15 protein-coding genes and 1 riboswitch are annotated in these 21,196 nt (G+C 65.0%); of the genes, 7 read left to right on the forward strand and 8 right to left on the reverse strand.

Annotation, left to right across the window (positions count from 1 at the left end; all coding sequences use genetic code 11):
* Positions 1-131: 131 nt before the first annotated feature.
* The 4 genes from CCR82_RS06700 to CCR82_RS06715 all read right to left on the reverse strand — a co-directional run bounded on the left by CCR82_RS06700 (position 132) and on the right by CCR82_RS06715 (position 5,640).
* Positions 132-3,239 carry an efflux RND transporter permease subunit gene (locus tag CCR82_RS06700; RefSeq protein ID WP_201244626.1) on the reverse strand — a complete coding sequence of 1,036 codons (3,108 nt, stop codon included), beginning with the start codon at positions 3,237-3,239 and terminating at the stop codon, positions 132-134.
* Positions 3,236-4,732 (reverse strand): efflux RND transporter periplasmic adaptor subunit, encoded by a 1,497-nt coding sequence (locus tag CCR82_RS06705; protein WP_201244627.1) that lies wholly within the window; start codon positions 4,730-4,732, stop codon positions 3,236-3,238. Before CCR82_RS06705 ends, CCR82_RS06700 begins: the two co-directional genes overlap by 4 nt.
* A 151-nt stretch (positions 4,733-4,883) precedes the next feature.
* A complete protein-coding gene (locus tag CCR82_RS19480; RefSeq protein WP_476702788.1) occupies positions 4,884-5,423 on the reverse strand; it encodes a PIN domain-containing protein in 540 nt (179 codons plus the stop codon).
* The gene (locus CCR82_RS06715) at positions 5,362-5,640 is read right to left on the reverse strand and encodes a UPF0175 family protein (RefSeq protein WP_201244629.1); all 279 of its coding nucleotides are present in this window, start codon (positions 5,638-5,640) and stop codon (positions 5,362-5,364) included. The genes CCR82_RS19480 and CCR82_RS06715 overlap by 62 nt, the downstream gene beginning before the upstream one ends.
* Positions 5,641-6,070: 430 nt before the next feature.
* On the opposite strand from CCR82_RS06715, the gene CCR82_RS06720 reads away from it, so the two are divergent.
* Together CCR82_RS06720 and relB are read left to right on the forward strand one after the other, a co-directional pair.
* Positions 6,071-6,163 carry a type II toxin-antitoxin system RelE/ParE family toxin gene (locus tag CCR82_RS06720; RefSeq protein ID WP_201244630.1) on the forward strand — a complete coding sequence of 31 codons (93 nt, stop codon included), beginning with the start codon at positions 6,071-6,073 and terminating at the stop codon, positions 6,161-6,163.
* 105 nt (positions 6,164-6,268) lie between these two features.
* Complete coding sequence (gene relB, locus CCR82_RS18565; RefSeq protein ID WP_242513309.1) at positions 6,269-6,541, forward strand: type II toxin-antitoxin system RelB family anti-toxin transcriptional regulator; 273 nt, start codon at positions 6,269-6,271, stop codon at positions 6,539-6,541.
* A 23-nt stretch (positions 6,542-6,564) separates the two neighbouring features.
* On the opposite strand, the gene thiC is transcribed toward relB, so the two are convergent.
* A complete protein-coding gene (gene thiC / locus CCR82_RS06730) occupies positions 6,565-8,457 on the reverse strand; it encodes a phosphomethylpyrimidine synthase ThiC (RefSeq protein WP_201244631.1) in 1,893 nt (630 codons plus the stop codon).
* Between the two features lie 64 nt (positions 8,458-8,521).
* A riboswitch (TPP riboswitch) is annotated at positions 8,522-8,619 on the reverse strand.
* 476 nt (positions 8,620-9,095) lie between these two features.
* Here thiC and CCR82_RS06735 point away from each other — a divergent pair.
* Positions 9,096-9,566 carry a hypothetical protein gene (locus tag CCR82_RS06735; RefSeq protein ID WP_201244632.1) on the forward strand — a complete coding sequence of 157 codons (471 nt, stop codon included), beginning with the start codon at positions 9,096-9,098 and terminating at the stop codon, positions 9,564-9,566.
* A 48-nt stretch (positions 9,567-9,614) separates the two neighbouring features.
* Here the strand turns inward: CCR82_RS06735 and CCR82_RS06740 are convergent, their stop codons facing one another.
* Positions 9,615-11,180, reverse strand: coding sequence for a mechanosensitive ion channel family protein (locus CCR82_RS06740; RefSeq protein WP_338073117.1), 1,566 nt, complete (start codon positions 11,178-11,180; stop codon positions 9,615-9,617).
* Positions 11,181-11,267: 87 nt separating this feature from the next.
* On the opposite strand from CCR82_RS06740, the gene moaA reads away from it, so the two are divergent.
* Complete coding sequence (gene moaA, locus CCR82_RS06745; RefSeq protein WP_201244633.1) at positions 11,268-12,269, forward strand: GTP 3',8-cyclase MoaA; 1,002 nt, start codon at positions 11,268-11,270, stop codon at positions 12,267-12,269.
* Positions 12,270-12,272: 3 nt separating this feature from the next.
* On the opposite strand, the gene CCR82_RS06750 is transcribed toward moaA, so the two are convergent.
* Both CCR82_RS06750 and CCR82_RS06755 read right to left on the reverse strand, forming a co-directional pair.
* Positions 12,273-13,103, reverse strand: a complete 831-nt coding sequence (locus CCR82_RS06750) for a mechanosensitive ion channel family protein (protein ID WP_242513310.1) — start codon at positions 13,101-13,103, stop codon at positions 12,273-12,275.
* On the reverse strand, positions 13,103-14,308 hold the full coding sequence (locus tag CCR82_RS06755; RefSeq protein WP_201244634.1) for a hypothetical protein: 1,206 nt from the start codon (positions 14,306-14,308) through the stop codon (positions 13,103-13,105). Before CCR82_RS06755 ends, CCR82_RS06750 begins: the two co-directional genes overlap by 1 nt.
* Before the next feature lie 222 nt (positions 14,309-14,530).
* Between CCR82_RS06755 and CCR82_RS06760 the strand changes: the two genes are divergently transcribed.
* From CCR82_RS06760 to CCR82_RS06770, 3 genes are all read left to right on the forward strand, one after another.
* The gene (locus CCR82_RS06760) at positions 14,531-14,863 is read left to right on the forward strand and encodes a DsrE family protein (RefSeq protein WP_476702789.1); all 333 of its coding nucleotides are present in this window, start codon (positions 14,531-14,533) and stop codon (positions 14,861-14,863) included.
* Positions 14,864-14,955: 92 nt separating this feature from the next.
* Positions 14,956-19,980, forward strand: coding sequence for a PAS domain S-box protein (locus CCR82_RS06765; RefSeq protein ID WP_201244636.1), 5,025 nt, complete (start codon positions 14,956-14,958; stop codon positions 19,978-19,980).
* A gap of 1 nt (position 19,981) precedes the next feature.
* The gene (locus CCR82_RS06770) at positions 19,982-20,911 is read left to right on the forward strand and encodes a diguanylate cyclase domain-containing protein (RefSeq protein ID WP_338073118.1); all 930 of its coding nucleotides are present in this window, start codon (positions 19,982-19,984) and stop codon (positions 20,909-20,911) included.
* Positions 20,912-21,196 lie beyond the last annotated feature (285 nt).

The raw sequence follows: 21,196 nt of genomic DNA on the forward strand, positions 1-21,196 counted from the left end.
ATTCGTCTGAATGCAAGCGGCCGTCACCACGCCGAGCGATCCATGGTGACGGCGCTGCAATAACCCCTCACACCTCGCGATAGATGCGCGCGCCCTCTTCCATTCGGCTGGTCGGAAAACGTCCTCCACCGCTAGGCGGTCGGCTCCGGCCGCAGACCGCCGATCAGACCAAAATCATCGAGGATCACGTAGATCGCTGGCACCAGGAATAGCGCCGCGATGGTCGCGCTGGCCAGGCCGAACGCGAGGCTGGCCGCGAGCGGGATCAGGATCTGCGCCTGCAGACTCTTCTCGAGCAGCAGCGGCGTCAGCCCGGCAACGGTGGTGATCGAGGTCAGCAGGATCGGCCGAAAGCGCGCCCGCCCGGCCTGTCGAGCTGCATCGACGGTCGCGGCGCCGGCGCGCTGTGCCTCGCGGATGAAGACGACGAGCAAGATCGAATCATTGACGACGACACCAAACAGCGACGCCATGCCGATGATGCTCGGCATGGTCAGATCGAGCCCGAGCGCCATGTGGCCGAAGATCACCCCGATCAGCGCGGTCGGGATCACCAGCATCACCGTCACCGGCGCCAGGTAGCCACGGAACTGCAGCGCTAGCAGCATGTAGACGCCAATCATCCCGAGCAGCACGTTGCGCACGATCGACCGGCCGGTCTCGGCCGATTCGCTGGTCTCGCCCTCCATCTCGAAGCGCAGCTGCGGATAGCGCTCGAGCAGCTCCGGGATGAATTCGCGTTGGGTCAGGGTCACCAGCTCGCGGGCGTTGGCCTGGGCGCGATCGACGTCGCCCTCGATACTGACCGCGCGCTGACCGTCGACCCGATTGATCCGCGCCCAACCGCGCACCTCGTCAATCTCGGCGACGATCGACAGGGGCACCTGGGCACCGTTAGGACCGGTGACGGTGAAGCGCTCGAGATCGGCCGGGCCGGCCCGGTCGTCGGGCTCGAGGCGCAGGTCGACCTCGTAGATCTCGTCACCGAGCGCGAATTCATCGATCTCGACGCCCTGGAAGGCGCCGCGCAGCTGATCGGCGACCATGCGGGCATCGATGCCCAGGGTGCCGGCATCCGGCTTCAGTCGCAGGCGCAGCTCGCGCTTGCCGGGCCGCAGATCGTCGCTCAGGTCCTGGACCCCGACATAGCCGCCGAGATAGGCCTGCAGCTCGCGCGAGGCGGCCTTGAGCTGATCGAGATCGGGGCCGAGCAGGCGCAGATCGATAGCCCGGCCGCCGGGGCCGATCGCGGGCTCGGTGTACTTGATCGAGATCACATCGGCCGGCTCGCCCACCGCATCGCGCCAACGGTTGCGCACGGCGTCGAGCGGGGCATCGCGCGTCTCGGCGCTGAGCAGATCGGCGACCACCCGCGCCACATGCGCGCCACTCTCATAGGCGTCCGGATTCTCGCCGAACAGCAGGGTCACGTTCTGCACCAGATCCTGCTGATCCGGCTGACGCGGCTTGAATTCAGCATTGACCTCATCGAGACCGGCGATGATCCGCTCGACCACGGCCTCGGTGCGCTCGAGCGGGGTGCCCTGGGGCAGCAGCAGCCGCGCCTCCAGCACATCGCCGTCGAGCTCCGGAAAGCCGACGAACTTGAGCTTGCCGCCGACCGGCATTGCGATCGCCAGGATGATCAGCATCAGGACCAGCCCGAGCGTGAGATAGCGATAGCCGATCGCACGGTCGAGCACCGGCCCGAACGCCCGCTCACGCAGCCGATCGAAGCCGCGCTCGAAGCGCTGGCGGAAGCACGACGGCGGGCGTGCGACCTGCTGCGCCAGTGCATGACTGAGATGGTGCGGCAAGATCCAGAACGCCTCGATCAGGCTGACCGAGATCACCAGGATCAGCACGATCGGCATCACCCTCAGGATCTGGCCGATATCACCGCTGATGAACGCCAGCGAGCCGAACACCATCAGCGTGGTCGCGAACGATGAGAGCACGCCCGGCAACACCTCACGCGCGCCATTGATCGCCGCATCGGCAGGACCGTCGCCCTTGGCCAGGCGGGCGGCGATGTTCTCGGCGATGACGATGGCGTCATCCATCAGCAGGCCGACGCCGATCAGCAGGCCGACCATCGAGATCATATTGATGGTGATGCCGACTGCCGGCAGTACGAACAGCGCCCCGAGAAAGGCCACCGGCAGCCCCAAGGTGACCCAAAAACTGTAACGCCAGCCGAAGAACAGCCAGAGCACCAGGAACACCAGCAGCAGCCCCTGCGCGCCATTGCGCACCACCATGTTGAGGCGGTCGGCGACGATCGAGGCCCGGTCTTGGGTCAGGGTGAGCCGGACACCCTCGGGCGTGCTCGCTCGCTCCGTGGCGACGAAGGACTCGACCGCGGCCAGCACCTCGAGGATGTCCTGGTCACGGGTCTTGGCGACATCGAGGATCGCGGCGCGCTCGCCATTGAAGCGCACCCGCGCCTCCGGGTCCTCGAAGCGGTTGCTGATGGTGGCGATCTCGCCGAGCCTGATCGCGGCACCGCTCGCCCCCGAGATCACCACCAGATCGCGCAGCTCGGCCACGCTCTGGCGCTCGTCGTCGAAGCGCAGCAGCAGGTCCTCTTCCGCGCCCTCTAATCGCCCGGCCGGGGTGCTGATGCTGCGCCGGCCTACGGCATCGGCGATGTCTTGCGCCGAGAGATCATATTGGCGCAGCCGCCAGGCCGGTATCTCGATGCGCAGCTGATGATCCGAGAAGCCGTTGATGCCGACCTCGGCGACGCCCGACAATCGCTTCAATCGGTCCTTGAGGGTCTCGGCATAGGCCTTGAGCACGACCGGATCTTCCGGGCCGGTCACCGCGATCGAGATCACCTGCTCGGTGCGCCCGAGCTCGGTCACCACTGGCGGCTCGGCCTGATCCGGAAACTCATCGATGGCATCGACATCGGATTTCACATCGTTGAGGAAGCGCATCATGTCGGCGCCCTCGCGCATCTGCGCGACCGCGGTGCCGACGCCCTCGCGCGCCTCGCAGCGGATCTCCTCGAGATCGGTGATGCCATCCAACGCCTCTTCCAAGCGCCGGCAGATCGCGTCCTCGACCTCGGCCGGGGTCGCGCCGCGGTAGACGACCCGGACCTGGACCTCGTCAGGCTGGATCTCGGGGAAGGTTTCCCGCTGTAGACCGGGCAGCGAGACCAGGCCCAGGATCATGATCGCGGCCATGAGCAGATTGGCCGCGGTTGGATGACGGACGAACCAGGCGATCATGGGCTGCTCGGCGAAGCCGCCTTGACCTGCGGCGGTTCAGTGTCTTCCGCTGCCCGATCCTCGCTGCTCGCGGCGCTATCAGCGGCTGGCGCGGGCGCTTCGGCGGCCGAGTCGCGACCGGATTCAGCATGCTCCGAGGCCGCTTCGCCGCTGCGCATTGTCTCGGCACCCTTGGCGCTCGATGCATCGAGCGCGGCGAGCCGCTCGGCCATCTCGACATCGGTCTCGGCTCGCAAGCGCATCCCGCTGACGGCCGGCACCAGATCGCTGAGCACGATCTGCTCGCCGACCTCCAAGCCATCGGCAATGGCGACGAAGGCCCCCTGGGCAAACGCGATCTCAAGCGGGCGGCGCTCGAGGCGCTGCTCGGAATCGACGACGAACACCAGTCCGTCGCGGAGCGCTGAGCGCGGCAGTACGATCATCGGCCGCTGACTGCTCGCGCGCAGCTCGACCTGGACGAACATTCCCTTCGACAGCGGCGGGCGCTCGCCGGGTATGACCTTGTCGAAGGGCCGCTCAACCGCAACCACGACGCCCATGGTGCGGGTATCGGGGTCAATCGCGTCGTCGAAGCGCACGAACTCGGCCGACCACTCGGCGATATGATCGCCAAGGTCAAGCCGTACCGTCGCCGCAAGCCCGATCCGACGCGGAAGCTCGGCGGTGAGGCGCGCCGGGTCGAGCTCGATCGGCCCGCGCTCGATGAACAACCGCCGCAGCGAGGCCATCGGCACCTGTGCCTGGATCTCGACACGGTCGACCGAGTCGCCCTCGAACAGCGTCTGACCGACGCCGACGTACTGATCGGCCTCAATCGTCAGGTTGGCGACACGCAGATCGAACGGCGCCGTGATCCGGGTCCGCTCCAGGTCGAGCTCGGCACGCTCGACCCGCGACTGCAGGACCTCCCGTTGCGCCGGGATCAATGTCAGTGAATTGCGCAGGTTCTGCACCGCGGTGCGCAGATTCAGCGCCGTGCGCTCGGCCTGGTCGACATCGCTCTGCGAGGCGGTGCCGCGCTCGGCCAGCGTGCGCAGGCGCTGCAGCTCCTCTTCGGCCAGCTTCAGACCGCGCTCCTCGATGGCCAGCGAGGCCTCGGCATTCGACTGCTCGACCGCCAGCTCGGCGAGCTGGGCGCGGGCCTCGGCCAGCGCAAGCTCATAGTCCGCCGGATCGATCCGCAGCAGCTCGGTGCCGGCCTCCAGGATCTCACCATCGTGCAGCTGCGGATGCACCGAGACCAGGCGACCGGCGACCTGGGCCACCGCGTCCCAGATCCGCGCAGGCTCGACCGGTCCGTAGCCCACCGCCTTGGGCATCAGCGCGATCTCGCGCGCCTCCACAACCCGCACCGTTTGCGCAGGCTCGTCGCGCTCAGCGGTCTCGGGTGCCTCCTGGCTGCGCACCATCCAGACCAGCACCGCGGCTCCGAGCAGGATCGGCGGAAGGATCAGCCAGCGTCTCCAGCGCTGGCCCTTGGCATCGGGCATAACCGGAATCCGCTGCAGAAAGACCGAGAGGATCGGTCGGGGGACGCCATCTTAGCGAAAAACAGCACATGCCCGCAACGGACGGACGTTCAATCAGGCGCTCGCGGAGCTTGCGGAGCTTGCGGAGCTCGCGGAGCTCGCGCGCCGGCGCTTAAGGGCCGAAGGGTGACTCCCCGGCCAGGGCCAGTACGCGCTCGACGACGTCGTTGGCGAGCCAACCTCCATGATGGCGGATACGCTCGACACCTTGGGCCACGGAGTCCAGCTTGCCGCGCCGTTTGGCGTGCAGAAGCACGCCGAGGGAGCCCGTCATCGGGATGGAGCTACGGCGGGCAACCCGCCTCGCCTTGAGATCGTCCAGCACCACGGTGGCGCCCGGAAGATCCAGGGCGAGCTGGATCACCGCCGCCTCGCCGAGATCCAACTCGCCCGCTAGAAGCGGCGAAATCCCGTTCGCCAGAGCGTATACTTCGATATCGGGTACCATTCGAAGCCTCCGGGCGGTGTCGTCCAGCTGGGCACCTGCCTCCAACTCCCGAAGCACAGGCTCCGGCACCAAGACCCGGCCGTATAGCGCCGGTAGGGCATCGAGCCCACCCAAGGCAACGCTCAGGTGTATGACCGGGCTGCTATTGAGGATGATCACTGGCGGCCTCGGCAGCAGCGAGATCCCCCTCCAACTCCTCAGCACCCACCTGGATGGTGGATACCCCAAGGCGGCCAAGCTCGGCGAGAAACGCTACTCGCCCCATTCCGATCAGGCCGGCGGCCTGCCCTGAGCTGAGCCTGCCAATCTCGAACAATTTGGCGGCCATGGCCAGACTTGCCTCACGCTCAAACTCCGCTCGGGACATATGCAGCGCATCGGGGAAGGTTTCCGGGTAATCGACGGACAAGGTATTGCTCATGGCCAAGTGCTCTTGGGTGCGCAGGCGTATCGCTCATCTTCGCCGAATCGACCGGGCGAAGCCAGAGGCGCGAGGACTTCGTAGGACAGTCGATGTCATCGCTGGTTCTGGCGAGTGTCTGCTGTCCTCGCGACTACAGAACCAGGGCAACAATACGCCAATATCCGGAATTGGCCGACAGCGGGCGCTCGGCTGAGACTTGGCCGTCGATCAACTTCCGGACCCGACCCTTTTCTGCCGCTGAGTGCCGACTGCTTCGGCGGCTGAAATGGGCTGGGAACCGGACGCTGGATATTCTCTAGCAATAGACCCGATTCCCTGTCAATCATCCTGCCGTCGCACTGACGAACACCTAAGTCTTGGCGTATCTGATTCCGCCGACTTTTTGGTATAACACTTGGTATGACATAGAAGCGGAGTGCGAGAGCACGTGAGGATCTTCAAGAACGCTTGGTTCAAGCGCTTCGCGCGCAAGCAGAAGATCCAGGACGGGCAATTCTCGGAGGTTGAGCACGATGGCTAAACAGTATCGTAGCGACGCGATGGCCTCGATCCATGAAACCATGGAAGCCCTCCAAGAGGTGGGCGCCATCGACAAGCAGACCATGCGCGCGTTCGATGAGGCTTGTTGACGCCGGTTGAGCCCCTCTCTCCCGAAGCCATCCGTGCCCTGCGTGAGCGCGAGCATCTTTCTCAGCCCGTTTTTGCGCGTTACCTCAATGTCAGCAAGAACTTGGTCTCCGACTGGGAACGAGGCGTCAAGCGTCCCGGCGGGCCAGCAGCTTCGGCTGCTGACCGTCATCGAGAAGAAGGGGATTCAGTCAATCACCTGAACGTCCGCCCCAGTCGAAAGGAAGCCCGAGGCGGTGATCCCTCTCTGATCAGGCAGAAGGACGAATGATAGGCAGGAACGCAGCCCGCCGGTCACACCTCCCGATAGATCGAAGCCCCCTGCGTCAGAAACTCCTCGGCCTTCTCCTGCATGCCGACCTCGATGGCCTGCTCGACGTCGTCGAGCTGATGCGCCTTGGCATAGTCGCGCACATCCTGGGTGATCTTCATCGAGCAGAAGTGCGGGCCGCACATCGAGCAGAAGTGCGCGACCTTGTGCGACTGATGCGGCAGGGTCTGATCGTGGAAGTCGCGTGCCCGATCCGGGTCCAGCGACAGGTTGAACTGATCCTCCCAGCGGAACTCGAAGCGCGCCTTGCTCAGCGCATTGTCCTGGATCTGAGCCCCCGGTAGCCCCTTGGCCAGATCGGCGCCATGGGCGGCGATCTTGTAGGTGATGATGCCGTCGCGCACATCCTGCTTGTTCGGCAGACCCAGATGCTCCTTGGGCGTCACATAGCAGAGCATCGCGGTGCCATACCAGCCGATATTGGCCGCGCCGATACCGGAGGTGATGTGGTCATAGGCCGGCGCGATGTCGGTGATCAGGGGCCCCAGGGTGTAGAACGGCGCCTCGAAGCAGTCCTTCAGCTCCTTGGTGACGTTCTCCTCGATCATCTGCAGCGGCACATGGCCCGGCCCTTCGATCATCACCTGCACATCCTGCTCCCAGGCGAACTGGGTCAGCTCGCCGAGGGTCTCGAGTTCGGCGAACTGGGCGCGGTCGTTGGCATCGGCCAGGCTGCCCGGACGCAGCCCGTCGCCAAGGCTGAAGGCGACATCATAGGCCTGCATGATCTCGCAGATCTCGGCGAAGTGGGTGTAGAGGAAATTCTCCTGGTGATGGGCCAGGCACCACTTGGCCAGGATCGAGCCGCCGCGCGAGACGATGCCGGTGAGCCGATCGGCGGTCAGCGGGATGTAGCGCAGCAACACTCCGGCGTGGATGGTGAAGTAATCAACGCCCTGCTCGGCCTGCTCGATCAGGGTGTCGCGGAACAGTTCCCAGGTCAGCTCCTCGGGCTTGCCCTCGACCTTCTCCAGCGCCTGATAGATGGGCACGGTGCCGATCGGCATCGGCGCGTTGCGCAAGAGCCACTCGCGCGTCTCGTGGATGTGCTGGCCGGTCGAGAGGTCCATCAGCGTGTCGCCGCCCCAGCGCGCCGACCAGACCATCTTCTCGACCTCGTCCTCGATGCTCGAGGTGGTCTCGGAGTTGCCGATGTTGGTGTTGATCTTCACCCGGAAGTTGCGGCCGATGATCATCGGCTCGAGTTCGGGATGGTTGATGTTGGCCGGGATGATGGCACGCCCGGCGGCGATCTCATCGCGCACGAACTCGGGCGTGATCCGCTCCGGCAGGTGGGCGCCAAACGCCTGGCCGGGATGCTGGCGCAGCAGCTTCGCGTAGCGCGGATCGGCGTGCAGCTCGTCGAGGCGCAGGTTCTCGCGGATGGCGACGTATTCCATCTCCGGGGTGATCTCGCCCCGGCGCGCGTAGTGCATCTGGGTGACGTTGTGGCCGGGCTTGGCACGGCGCGGGGTGCGCAGATGCTCAAAGCGCAGATGCGCCAAGCCCGGGTCGCGCTGGCGGCGCCGACCGAAGCCCGAGGTGGGACCGTCGAGCAGCTCGGTATCGCCGCGCTCCTCGATCCAGGCGCCGCGCACCTCCGGCAGCCCGGCCATCAGATCGATGCGCGCCTCCGGGTCGGAGTACGGGCCGGAGGTGTCGTAGACATAGATCGGCGGATTCTCCTCGCGGCCCGCGCTGGTCAGCGTCGGCGTCTGCGCGACCTCGCGCATGGGCACGCGTAGGTCGGGCCGGGAGCCGGTCACATAGCACTTGCGCGAGGCGGGAAATGGACGGGTCACCTCATCGGACAACCGGGCGGTGGTTGCGAGGAAAGCTTCAGGGATGGCACTCATAGCGGCTCCTTGGGAACGATGGCGAACCAGCGTGCAAGGAACCGAAACGAGCAGGCAACGACAGCACGGCTCGTCCTGGCTTCCCTCCGCCGGTACGAACCGGATCAGGTCGTTAGGGGACTCTCTCAGCCCACGCGCGCGTGGGCACCCCCAGCAGGACAGCGCTGAACGCTATCGAAAGCGACTCGGGATTTCAAGCACACGGCTTGTCCTGAAACCGGTCCAAGCATCGCCAAGCAGATCGACGATCTATCTACCGGAGTCGCTGACCACTTCAAACATCATGACTCTACGATGAGATGCCTGATCAGTCACAGGGTTAATTTTTTTAGTCGATCGCCGACCAGTCGAGCCGGGCGAGTTCGAGCAGCAGGGCGACATCGGGCGGCTCCAGCGGTAGGCGATCGTGTGCACGTCCGAGACGATCAGCAGTGGCGGGTATTTGAGCGCCGGCGTATAGAGCTGAAGCTGCTTGAAGATGGCCGATCTTGATCGATCTAACGTCGCAGGCTGGTGCATCGCGGCGGCGACTGCGTTACTGTTGTGCCGACGCCGCGTCGCTCGACCCAGCGGCCACCGAGGCGCCCGCCCCTTCTGATCGACTCAACCCTCTCTACGCAACCATTAGGAGTCATCCGATGCACACTCGCGTCATGCTATCCCTCTCTGCGGCAGCCCTTCTGTCTCTCGCCGGCTGTGGCGATGGCGAGCAGAGCTTGGGCCCTAGCCCGAGCGACACCGAGGACCAAGCCCCGAGCCAAGCCGAGGGCGAGGCCGGCGGCAGCGCGGCGTTGGACTCGGTGAAGGAAAAGACCCAAGCGGCCATGGACAGCGCCTCCGAAGCCGGCAGCCAAGCAATGGACGCGATCTCCGAGGCGGCCGGCATCGCGCAAGATCAAGGCGCAACCTTGACCGACAGCGCCAAGGCCGAGGCACAGACGCTGATCGAGCGCGCCCAAACCTACCTCGAGGAGAATAATCTCGATTCGGCGGAAGGCGTCATGGAGCAACTCAATGCGCTCAAGGACTCGGCCTCGGACACCCTGCGCACCGAGATCGATCAGCTCGAGGAGCAGGTCGACACCCTGCGCGAACAGGAAGACAACTGAGTCCCGCTGGCGCGCGCGCTGATCAGCGGCCTCTGACGGCGGCATGCATCAGCCTCTAGGGCCGCCGCGCGACCCGCGCGAGCGCAGTCGGCGCTCGATCCCCTCGCGCACATCGCGCAATGAGAGCCGGCGCACAGGGCGCCGGCTCGCGACACGGGCCGCATCGGCGGCATCGAGCCGCGTCTTGACGATCTCGGCGAGGTATTCGCCCAATTCCGGACGCTGCGTGATCAGCGCCCGCACTGCCTCGAGATCGATTCGAATCAGGGTCACATCGGTATTGGCGGTAAACTCAAGAAAGTTGACCTGCGTGGTCAGCATCTCGGAGATGCCGAAATGCTTGCCCGGCCCCAGCGTCTCAATCACCTTCGAGGACCCATCCGGCAAGCGGATGCTGCTATCGACCAGGCCGCCGATGATCACATAGAAGGCATCGCTGATCCCACCCTCGGCCAGGATCTGATCACCGAGATCGAAATAGCGATACTCACTGCGCGCCGCGAGCTGGTTCAGCTCGTCATCGCTGAGCACACCGGCGACATCCAGGCTGCGCAATGCCAACGCCACCGTCGGCGGCTCGGCGCGATTCACATGCGCGCGGCGCGTGCGCATTTCGGTGATCTCGGGCGCCACCTCAATGCCCGCTTCCTGCAGGCCCAGGTGAATCTCGCGATAGAGTTCCTCGCGCGCGCGAAACATGGAAGGATAGTTCCTCAGGTGGACCCAGACCATATAGCTGTAAGGCACCTTGGAGGCGTCCGCGAGGCGCACCACCGGGTTCGGGAAGTGGAGCACGCTGTCGCAGCGCATCGCCGCATCCAACAGCAGCGCGGACGCGAAGCGCGGCGAAACCTCGCCCGGAATCCTGACGAAGTACCAGGGCGCATAGAGGTGGTGATCGCTGTAGTAGTTTTTGAGCGCGGCGTTGGCCATGCGCGCGTTCGGAATCACCACCGTTGCATTGTCCCAGCCACGCAGCCGGGTCGCGCGCCAGTTCAGATCCACCACCTGGCCGATCAGTTGCTCCTCGGGTAGCTCGAGCCAATCGCCGATGCGAAACGGTCGCTCGATGCCGAGCGACACACCGGCGAGCAGGTCGCTTAGGGTCCGCTGCAAGGCGAGACCAATCACGCCCGCGGCCACGCCGGTCGAGACCCAGACGCCAGTAAACGAATAGCCCTGTTGCCACATGAACGATCCGAGCGCAATCATCAGCACCGACACCGACAGCAGTGCCTCGATCAGCTTCGGGATATGCTCACCGCGGTTCCTGCGGCGGCGGCGCTGCTTGGCGATGACAGTAACCACGCGTCCGATGGCCCAGGCTACTGACAGATTCACGAAGAGGTCCGTCCACCACGCCACCGGACCGAGCAAGCTCGGCAGCTCCAGCATCCGTAACCCATGGCGCAACAGGCCGGCGATAATGATCACCCACATCGGTAAAACGACCACGTCCAGCAACGCGGTGACCAGCGGGAAGTGCTTCGTCAGTGGCCGCTTGCCGACGACCTGACAGCCGATCCGCCAGAGCACGACCAGCAACAGCAGCCCGAGCAGCAACTCCCAGTAGCTTGCGGTCAATTGATCGATAAAGTCTTGCAGTCCATTCACGAGCGCACGCCCCTTTTCAAAGCTCGCTTCACGACCCCATTATCCGCCACAGACCCTTGCGCCTGCTTGCCTTGAGGCCCCTTTGCCATGTCCACCGAACGCCCTGCCCTGATCGACCGCTTCGGTCGCCATGTGACCTATGTGCGCCTCTCGGTCACCGACCGCTGCGATCTGCGCTGTGTCTACTGCATGGCCGAGGACATGACCTTCCTGCCGCGCGCGCAGGTGCTCACGCTCGAGGAGATCGCCCGACTCGGGCGTTGCTTCACCGAGCTGGGTGTGACCAAGCTGCGCGTCACCGGCGGCGAACCGCTGGTGCGGCGCGATGTGCTGACGCTGTTCGAGGCGCTCGGGCCGCTGCCTGGCCTCGCGGATCTTACGCTCACTACCAATGGCACCCAACTGCCGCGCTTCGCCGCGCGCCTGAAGGCGGCCGGCGTCACGCGTATCAATATCAGTCTGGACTCCTTGCGACCGGAGCGCTTCCGCGCCATCACCCGCAAGGGTGATCTCGAGCAGGTGCTCGCCGGTATCGAGGCGGCGCGCGCGGCCGGGTTCGAGCGCATCAAGCTCAACAGTGTGATCTTGCAGCATCGCAATCACGATGAGGTCGTCGATTTGGTCGACTTCGCCCTCGCGCGCGGACTGGATATCGCCTTCATCGAGGAGATGCCACTCGGCCAGATCGGCGAGCACGATCGCGCCGAGGCCTTCTACCCGAGCGAGCAGATCCGCGCCGATCTCGCCGAGCGCTTCAGGCTGATCCCGACCACTGAGCGTACCGGTGGTCCCTCGCGCTACTGGCGCGCCGCCGATTCCGACACCCGGGTCGGCTTCATCTCGCCGCACAGCCATAACTTCTGCGGCAGTTGCAACCGCGTGCGCGTCACCCCCGAGGGCCGGCTGCTGCTCTGCCTGGGCCAGGAGCACTCGGTCGACCTGCGCCGCGTGCTGCGAGCCAACCCGCTTGATGACGCAGCGGTCAAGCGCGCCCTGATCAAGGCGATGGCGATCAAGCCCGAGGGCCATGACTTCGACCTCGAGGCCAAGCCGGTGATCTTCCGGCACATGAATGCGACCGGTGGCTGAGTGCTAGCCGGTTGCGATATCGGGTTCTGGCCGCGCCACGACAGCGGCCAACGCGAAACCACGGCGTAACAACTCGGCCTTGCCGCGCAGCGTCAGATCGGTGGCGAAGCGAAACTGCTGGCGAGCATCGATCGGATAGGCGCGCACGCGGTAGCGGGTGCCCCAGGGCTGCTCATCGGCGACCACGGCAATGGGCTCGCCGAGCGCCAGATAGGGGCTGGTCAGCGCCACATCGAACAACAGTTCGCGCGCATGGGCACCGTCGTGGTTCGGGTGCAGGTAGAAGCTCACCGTGCATTGCAACTGCGGGGTGCCGTTGTTGGCATTCGAGATCGGCTCGGCCCAGAGCTTCAGATGCGGGATCGAGACCAGGTTGTCGTCCGGCGTCACCAGGTTGACCGCACGCATCCCGACATGGGTCACCTCGCCATAGGTGTCACCGATCTGCACCCAGTCGCCGTTGCGATAAGGGGCCTCGCCGACGGCGACGATGCCCGCGACCAGGCTGCTGGCATAGTCTTTGAGGGCGAAGCCGAGCGCCAGGCCGAGCGAGCCGAAGATCGCGATCATGTTCTGCAGCGAGGGCTCGATCAGCACCGGCACCGCGAGCAAAAAGGCGCCGATGACGATGATCAGGCGCAGCAACGGCACCATCGCTAACACCAGATGCCGACTCTTGCCGTGCAGCCGACTGGCGAGCCAGGGCAGTGCCTTTTGCAGCGCGAGGATCAGGGCCACGGCACTGATCAGGATCAGCACCAAGTCCAGCGCGACGCTGGCATCGAGCTGCTGGAACAGCTCGGCGAGCTTGTCATCGTCCATCGTGTCGGACATCAGCAGGCATCGGTCAAGAAATCGCGTTCAGCGAGGAAGCTGCGCACCGCCGGATAGGCCGAGGGCGTCACCCGCCAGATCCCCTCTGGATCGGCGCTGATCACATCGCTCGCGGCGAGCTGCCAGAGCAGGTCTCGGGTCCGGGCACGCGGCGCCGGCAACAATGCGGCGAGAATCTCGGTCGGCAGCCCATCGTGTAGCAGCAGCGCGTGCAAGATGAGCGCCTCGGGCTCGCCCCAACCGCTGGGTAGCGCGAACTCGAGCGCGGGGGCCACCCAGATCGTCTCGACGTCGGGCTGATCGTCGGATTCTTCATCCGCCGCCTCGGGTTTATCCGGCTCCGAGCGCAGGCGCGAGCGCCACCGCTGTAAGGCCACGCCCGGGTTGCCGCGCGCCTGGGCCGCGAGGTAGCGCAGCTCGTTGTTCGCTGCGCTCTCCCCCATCTCCTCGCCTCCGTTCACGGTCAACACCCGGTTGCCGCTTTGGGCGTGGCGAAAGCGGCGCGGGCGCTGGTCGTGGCCAGCTGCCAGACTCGCGAGCCAGCGCGCCAGGCGCTCGCCATCGAGCGCCTGCAGGGTCAGCGCGCGCACCGCCGGCGTCGGCACCACGAAGCGCAGGTAGGCCCAGGTCCAACTGTCGCAGCCGATCAGCCCGAAGCCCTGTCGAGCGCTGAGCAGGCGCTCGAACAGCCCGCGTATCAGATCCAGCCCGGCGGGATGGCGCAGCCAGCAGCGCTCGAGCCGTGGCAGGGCCCAGAGGCATCCATCCTGGGGCCAATCAGCGAGCCAACCGGAGTGGTTGCCGGTGACGACCTCAGGGGCCGGAGCTGGAATGCAGACCCGGTCGTGCTGCTCCGCCCAGGTCTCCAGCAGCTCGGCATAGCCGGCCGTGGGCGGGCCGATGATGAACCAGACGCGCTCGGTCGGTGCGCGCTGCTCCAGCGCCGTTTGCAGGACGCGGGCGGCAGCGCGCCAGTCGATCGGCCCTGCAACGGCCTCCAAGCGCTCGGGGGCGAGCGCATGCAGCTCGTCTTCCCGCTTGACCGGTCCCTGTGGTGCTGGCCGGCGCCAGCGAAAGAATCGCTTCAGCGACGACAAGCCGCGCTTGGCACTGCTCGCGGTGGGCGCGGATGGCAGCTGATAATGGGCTAACGGGATCAGCTCCCAGATCGGATGCGACTCGTTCTCGGAGGCGGTCGAAGCCATGGTAGGAGCGGTTCCCCCTTGTTCTCGGCGGTAACATTCACGGTCGCGATTCGGCGAATCTATCAAGAAGCCGGCCGCTACTAGACCGAACGCGGATCAGCTGTCTTATACTGGATCAGCTCGTCCATTGCGAAACCGATCGAGCACCGTTCGCGAAACTCCAGGCCGCCAGTGACGAGGCCTGGAACGCTATGAAAGACGGCTTCGAGGCTGACGCTGTATCTGAAGGTGATGGCCGAGACCTACGAAGGCCTCAAGCGCCAAGGCGTCGAACCCGAGATGGTCTTCACCTTTCGCGGACCCTCGCTCGCGCTGATCTCGAGTGACCACACCGACGTTCCTCTGGATCAGGAGCAGCACTACGAGGCTATCGCCGAGCAGATCAAGCAGCTGCAGGCCAAGCCGAATGTGCACATGGAGGCCTGCTCGGTCGCCGCGCGTCTGCTCAAGGTCGATCCAGACACTCTGCTGCCCGGCATCGACTTCGTTGGCAACGCCTTCGTCTCGCAGATTGGCTATCAGTCCAAGGGCTTTGCCATCATTCCGATCTTCTGACGGGTGAGCTCCGGGTGGCCAACAGACTATTGTGCTGGCCGCTGCGGGGATGATCTCGGTTAAAGTGCGATTCGAAGACAGCCGAGGTATCCATGATTTTCCCCACATTGCGCAGCATCGCCACGGCCGAGGTCATTACCCTCCCGGCCACGGCCACCCTCGCCGAGGCGGTCGAGACCATGAACCGCCACAACATCCGCGATGTCGTGGTAAGTACCGAGTCAGGCTACCGCCTGGTGCTCTCGAGCATGTTGCTGTCTTTCCAGGTCCAGGGCCTGCCGTTATCCACGCCGCTCTCGGAACTGGACCTGCCGGAGGCGGCGCTGCTCGATCCAGAGGCTTCGACCTTGGACGGACTCAAGGCGATCCGCAATCATTCCGAGCACATCTGCCTGATCGATCAGGCCGGCCACCTGCAAGGCATCGTCAGCTACACCGATCTGGCCGGCAGTCTCGACCCGCAGGTGCTGGCCGAGATGCAGAGCCTCGGCGAGCTGCTGCATGGTATCCAGCCGCTGGTCGTGCCCGAGACCCTGGCGCTGCAGGAGGTCGTGCAGCGCATGGATCAGAACCATGTTGGCGCCAGTATCGTCACCCGCGAGGCGCGCCCGGTCGGCATCCTCACCCAGCGCGATCTGCTCAGGCTGCTCGGCGCCGAGCCGGATTGGCAGGCACCGGTGGGCAGCTTCATGAGCGCACCGCTGCGCACCCTCGACCAGGAGACGACCATCGCCGAGGCGCTGACCTTCTGCCGCCGCCACCGCATCAAGCGCGTCGTGGTGGTGAACCGCGATGGCCAGCTCCTGGGACTGATCAGCCAACGCGATCTGGTCAGCCTCTATTACAATCGCTGGTTCGCCGTGCTCAAGGACCATCAACAGCAGCGCGATGCGCTCAACCGCGAGCTGCAAGAGCAGGAAAAGAAATTCCGCGTCCTGTTCGAGTATTCACCCGACGCCATGGTCGTCATCGATCCGGCCAACGGCGCCACGCTTGAATTCAACCACCGCGCGCATGCGCAGCTCGGCTACAGCGCCGAGGAATTCGCACGCCTGTGCCTGCGCGACTACGAAGCCAAGGAAACACCCGAAGAGACCGCCGCCCACGTCCACAACATCATCACCCAGGGACATGATGAGTTCGAGACCCTGCATCGCCACAAGGATGGTCATCTCTTACACATCCAGGTCTCGGCCATCTATTTGGAACTCAATCAACAACCTCGGTTGATGGCGATCTTGCGCGACATCAGCCAGCAAAAACAGGCCGAGCAGCAGCTCATCGAGAGCCGCGAGCGCCTGCAACTGGCCGCCGATGCGGCCGAATTCGGCATCTGGGACTATGACCTCGAGCACGACCGGCTGTTCTGGGATGCGCGCATGTTCGACCTCTACGGCGTCGATCCGGCGCAGTTCCAAGGCTGCCTCCAGGATTGGGCCGACAGACTGCACCCGGAGTCCCGTCAGCAGGCCGAGGCCGCGTTCCGGGCGTTGGTCGAACACGACCAACATTTCGATATCAAGATCCAGGTCGAGCGCACGAACGATCAGGCGTGTCGCACACTCAGAGGGCTCGCGCGCGTGATCCGCGACGGGCAGGGGCGCGCGATCCGGGTCGTCGGCATCAATGAGGATGTCAGCGACCGCATCGCCGCCGAGCACCGGCTCGCCGCCGAGGAGGCCAAGTTCCGCGGCCTGTTCGAGCGCTCGCCGGTCGGTATCGCGATGAACGATTTCGCCACCGGCGACTTTCTCGAATTCAACGCGGCCATCCACGAGCCCACCGGTTACAGCGAGGAAGAGTTCCGACAGCTCAGTTACTGGGAGCTGACCCCCGAGCAATACTTGCCGCTCGAACAGCAGGCGCTCGAGGAGCTGCGCGAGACCGGCTTCTATGGGCCGTTCGAAAAGGAATACATCCGCAAGGATGGCAGCCGCTACCCGGTGTTGCTCAAGGGCTTCAAGACCCAGACGCCGGAAGGGCGCGAGGTCATTTGGTCGATCATCCAGGATATCTCCGCGATCAAGGAGGTGCAGCGCGATCTGCGCGATCGCGAGCAGCGCCTGCAACAGCTCGCGGCCCAGAGTCGCACCGTCACCTGGGAGGTCGATGCCGAGGGCTGCTATACCTATCTCAGCCCGGTGGCCGAAGGCGTCTGGGGCTACAGGCCCGCCGAACTCGTCGGTCAGGCCCACTTCTACGATCTGCACCCGGCCAACGGCCGCGAGGCCTTCAAGACCGCCATGTTCGAGGGCTTTGCGGCACACCAGTCGTTTGACGGCTTGACCAACCCCCTCCTGCACAAAGACGGCCACCTGCTCTGGGTCAGCACCCATGCCGCGCCCGTGATCGGCGATGACGGCACCCTGCTCGGCTATCGGGGCAGCGATCTCGACATCACCGAGGCCAGGCAGGCCAAGCAGGCCCTGGAAACCGAAAAGGAGCGCTTCCAGGGCATCTTCGAGAACACCGGCAGTGGCGTCGCGGTGTTCCGACCGGTCGACGACGGCCAGGATTTCGTCTTCACCGACTATAACGCCGCCGCCGAGCGCATGGACAAACACCCACGCCAGGAGGTCATCGGCCGTCACCTGAGCGAGTGTTTCCCGGCGGCCGAGAAGATGGGGCTGTTCGGGGCCTTACGCCAAGTCGCGCGCAGCGGCGAGCCGATCGAGCTGCCACTCGCGCGCTATGAGGATGAACAACTACAGGGCTGGCGCGAGAACAGCCTCTTCATGCTCTCCTCCGGCGAGGTGGTGGCGGTCTACAACGACCTCACCGAGATCAAGCAGGCACAAGAGGCCGCCGAGCGCGCTAATCAGGCCAAGAGTCAATTTTTAGCCAATATGAGCCACGAGATCCGCACGCCGATGAACGCCGTCATCGGGCTCTCGGAGCTATTGCTCTCGACGCCGTTGAATGACAAACAGCGTGACTATCTCGGCAAGATTCGCGATTCCTCGCGCATGCTGCTCGGCATCATCAACGACATCCTCGATTACTCCAAGATCGAGGCCGGCAAGCTGGAGCTGGAAGCGCGTCCGTTCCACTTCGATGATTTGCTCGAGCAGATGCAGACGCTGTTCGCGGCTGCCGCCGAGGCCAAGGGCATCGAGCTGATCTTCCACAGCAACACCCATGGGCTGCCCGCCGTGGTCGGCGACTCGCTGCGCCTCGGGCAGGTATTGACCAATCTGCTCAGCAACGCCATCAAGTTCACCGAGCAAGGGCAAGTCGAATTGGCGATCCAGCTCCTGCCCTTGGAGCAACAGCAGGCGCATCTGCGCGTCGAGGTGCGCGATACCGGCATCGGCATGAGCGAGGCGCAACAGCAGCGACTGTTCCAAGCCTTCTCACAAGCCGACTCCTCGACGACCCGCAACTATGGCGGCACCGGCCTCGGTCTGGTCATCAGCCGGCGGCTGTTGGAGCAGATGGGCGGCGCGCTGCGGCTCGCATCGTGCCCTGGCCAGGGCAGCACCTTTGGCTTCGAACTCAGCCTGCCGCTGTCATCACAGCCGGCGCTCGTGCCCCGCTCGGCCGAAGTGATCCCCCACGGCGCCCGCGTGCTGGTGGTCGATGACCATGTCACCGCCCGCAAGGTGCTGCGCGAGATGCTCGAGCGGGAGGCCTTAAAGGTCGTCGAGGCCGACAGTGGCGAGGCCGCGATCGAGGCTATCGTGGCCGCTGAACACCAGGGCCTGCCGTTCGATTTCATCCTCATCGACTGGAAGATGCCCGGCCAATTCGATGGGCTCGCCACCCTCGAGCGCCTGCACGCGCTGCGCGCGCAAGGCACCTTGACCGACACCCAGATCCCGGCCCTGATCATCAGCGCCTACAGCCAGGAAGGCCCCAGTCAGCATGCCGGCCTCTACAGCGCCTTCCTGAGCAAACCGGTCACCCCGCGCGCGCTGCTCGAGGCCATGGGGCGCGCCAGCGCCGAGCAGGCGCCGAGCCAGCACGCGACGGATGAACAGAACCCGCCGCCGCCCCACCTGGTCGGTCGCACCCTCCTGCTGGTCGAAGACAACAGCCTCAATCGCGAAGTCGCCACCGCGCTGCTGGAGAAGACCGGCGCGCGCATCATTGAAGCGCACAACGGCCGTGAGGCGGTGGAGCGGCTCGCCGAGCAACCGGTCGATCTGGTGCTCATGGATCTGCAGATGCCGATCATGGACGGCTTCGAGGCCAGCCGCCGCATCCGCGCCCAGCAGCCCGCGCTGCCGATCCTGGCGCTCTCGGCGGCGGTCATGGACGACGATCGCCAACGCGCCGAGGCTGCCGGCATGAACGACCACCTGGCCAAGCCGATCGACAAGCAGACCCTGTTTCGCCTGCTCGAGACCTGGCTGCCCGGCGCCGACGTTGACCCGCCGGCGTCCCAGCCAAGCGCCCAAACCGGCGCCCAGCGCGCGCCCGAATGCGCGCAAGTATCCGCACCTGACGCCACCCCCCAGGGCACATCAGCATCCACCGGCGCGCGCTTGCCTGCTACACTTGAGGGGTTCGATTTGCAACGCGGGCTCGACCACCTCGACCAGGATGGCGCGCTCTATCTCAACCTGCTGCATCGTTTCCGGCACCAGCTCGAGGGCGAATTCGCCCCCCTCGGCGAGCCACTCGAGCAACCACCCAGGAGCAGCGAGACCAAGCGCCTGATCCATACCCTGAAGGGGTTGGCCAACACGCTCGGCGCCGTGCGCCTGGCGGCGGTCGCCACCGAGATCGACCGCGCCTGCCGCAGCGATGCGCCGATCCCAACGGCCACGCGCGAGGAACTGGCCGAGACCCTGAACCAAGCCCGCGCGCGCCTGGCCTCGCTACCCAGGCGCTCCGCCAACGGCCCCGCGAGCGGCCCCACCGGAGAACAGGCCCGCCAGGGAGACCCGAGCGCCAGCATGGAGACCATCGACCAGATCGTGCACGCCCTGTCCGCCGGCGAGTTGATCGACGACACCCTGATGGACGCGGTCACCGCCGTCATCCGCCAGTACGTCGACGACGCCCAAGCCATGGAACTGCAAACCTACATCGAGACCTTCGACCATGACCGCGCCGCCGATCTGCTCAAGCAGGTCGCCGCGCGCATCGCCGATACGCAACACGAGGCCTGAGGTGAGAGAACAGCGCGCCACGATCTTGATCGTCGATGATCAACCCGCCAACATCCACGCCCTCGCCAAGTTGCTCAAGGACGATTATCGGATCATCACCGCGACCAATGCCGCCAAGGCGTTGGAGCTGGCGCGGCGCGAGCCGGGGCCGGACCTGATCCTGCTCGATATCCTGATGCCGGACCAGGATGGCTACGGCCTCTGCCGCGAACTCAAGGCCGATGAGGCGACCCACGCGATTCCGGTCATCTTCGTCACCGCCCTCGATCAAGCCCAGGACGAGGCCAAGGGGCTACAGCTCGGCGCCGCCGACTACATCTCCAAGCCATTCAACCCCGCCATCGTCCGCGCCCGGGTCCACAATCAGGTCAGCCTCAAGCTCAAGACCGATCTGCTCGAGAAGATCGCCCTCCAGGATGGGCTGACCGAGATCCCGAATCGGCGCTATTTCGACCGCAAGCTCTCGCAGGAATGGAACCGGCAGTCGCGCCATCAGCAACCGCTCTCGCTGTTGATGATCGATATCGACCATTTCAAACCCTATAACGACCACTATGGTCATGGCGCCGGCGATGAGTGCCTGCGCCGGGTCGCGCAAGCCTTGGCACAAGCGCCAACCCGCTCCGCTGACCTGGTCGCCCGCTATGGCGGCGAGGAGTTCGTCGTCTTACTGCCCGATACCGACGCCACCGGCGCCCGAGAGGTCGCCGAGAAGATGCGCGCGGCGATTCATACCCTGGCCATCCCACACGCCTATTCGCCGGTGAGCGATCACATCACCATCAGCCTGGGTGGCAGCACCCACCAGCCGCAACGGCAGCGACCGGCAACGAGCTCCGAAGCCTTGAAACAGGTTGCCGACCAGGCACTCTATCAGGCCAAAGAACAGGGACGTGATCGGCTGTTCTGGCGCGACATCGACGCCAGTTGATACAAGGCTGCTGAGGCTAAGCTTTCGCTCATCTGGGCAAGTCGGGCGCGGGAAGACGCAGATAGCCATTCCCCCTGACTCGCAACCATGATGAGCGCCTCAACTTTCGGCTTTCTGGCTTGTACAGTCCGGCGATCAAGTGGCACGGCTATAAACTGCAGCAATTCCAAATTTGAAACCCTCATGTTACCAGTAGCTTTTCTGAAAGCGGTTGAAACTTGAGTTGTTAGCCGATGGTTCTCAAGCCCACCCCCACAGCCACACCGACGCCCCCGGTGTTCGCTA

It is taken from the genome of Halochromatium salexigens, from assembly GCF_016653295.1.
Classification (GTDB): Bacteria; Pseudomonadota; Gammaproteobacteria; order Chromatiales; family Chromatiaceae; genus Lamprobacter; species Lamprobacter salexigens.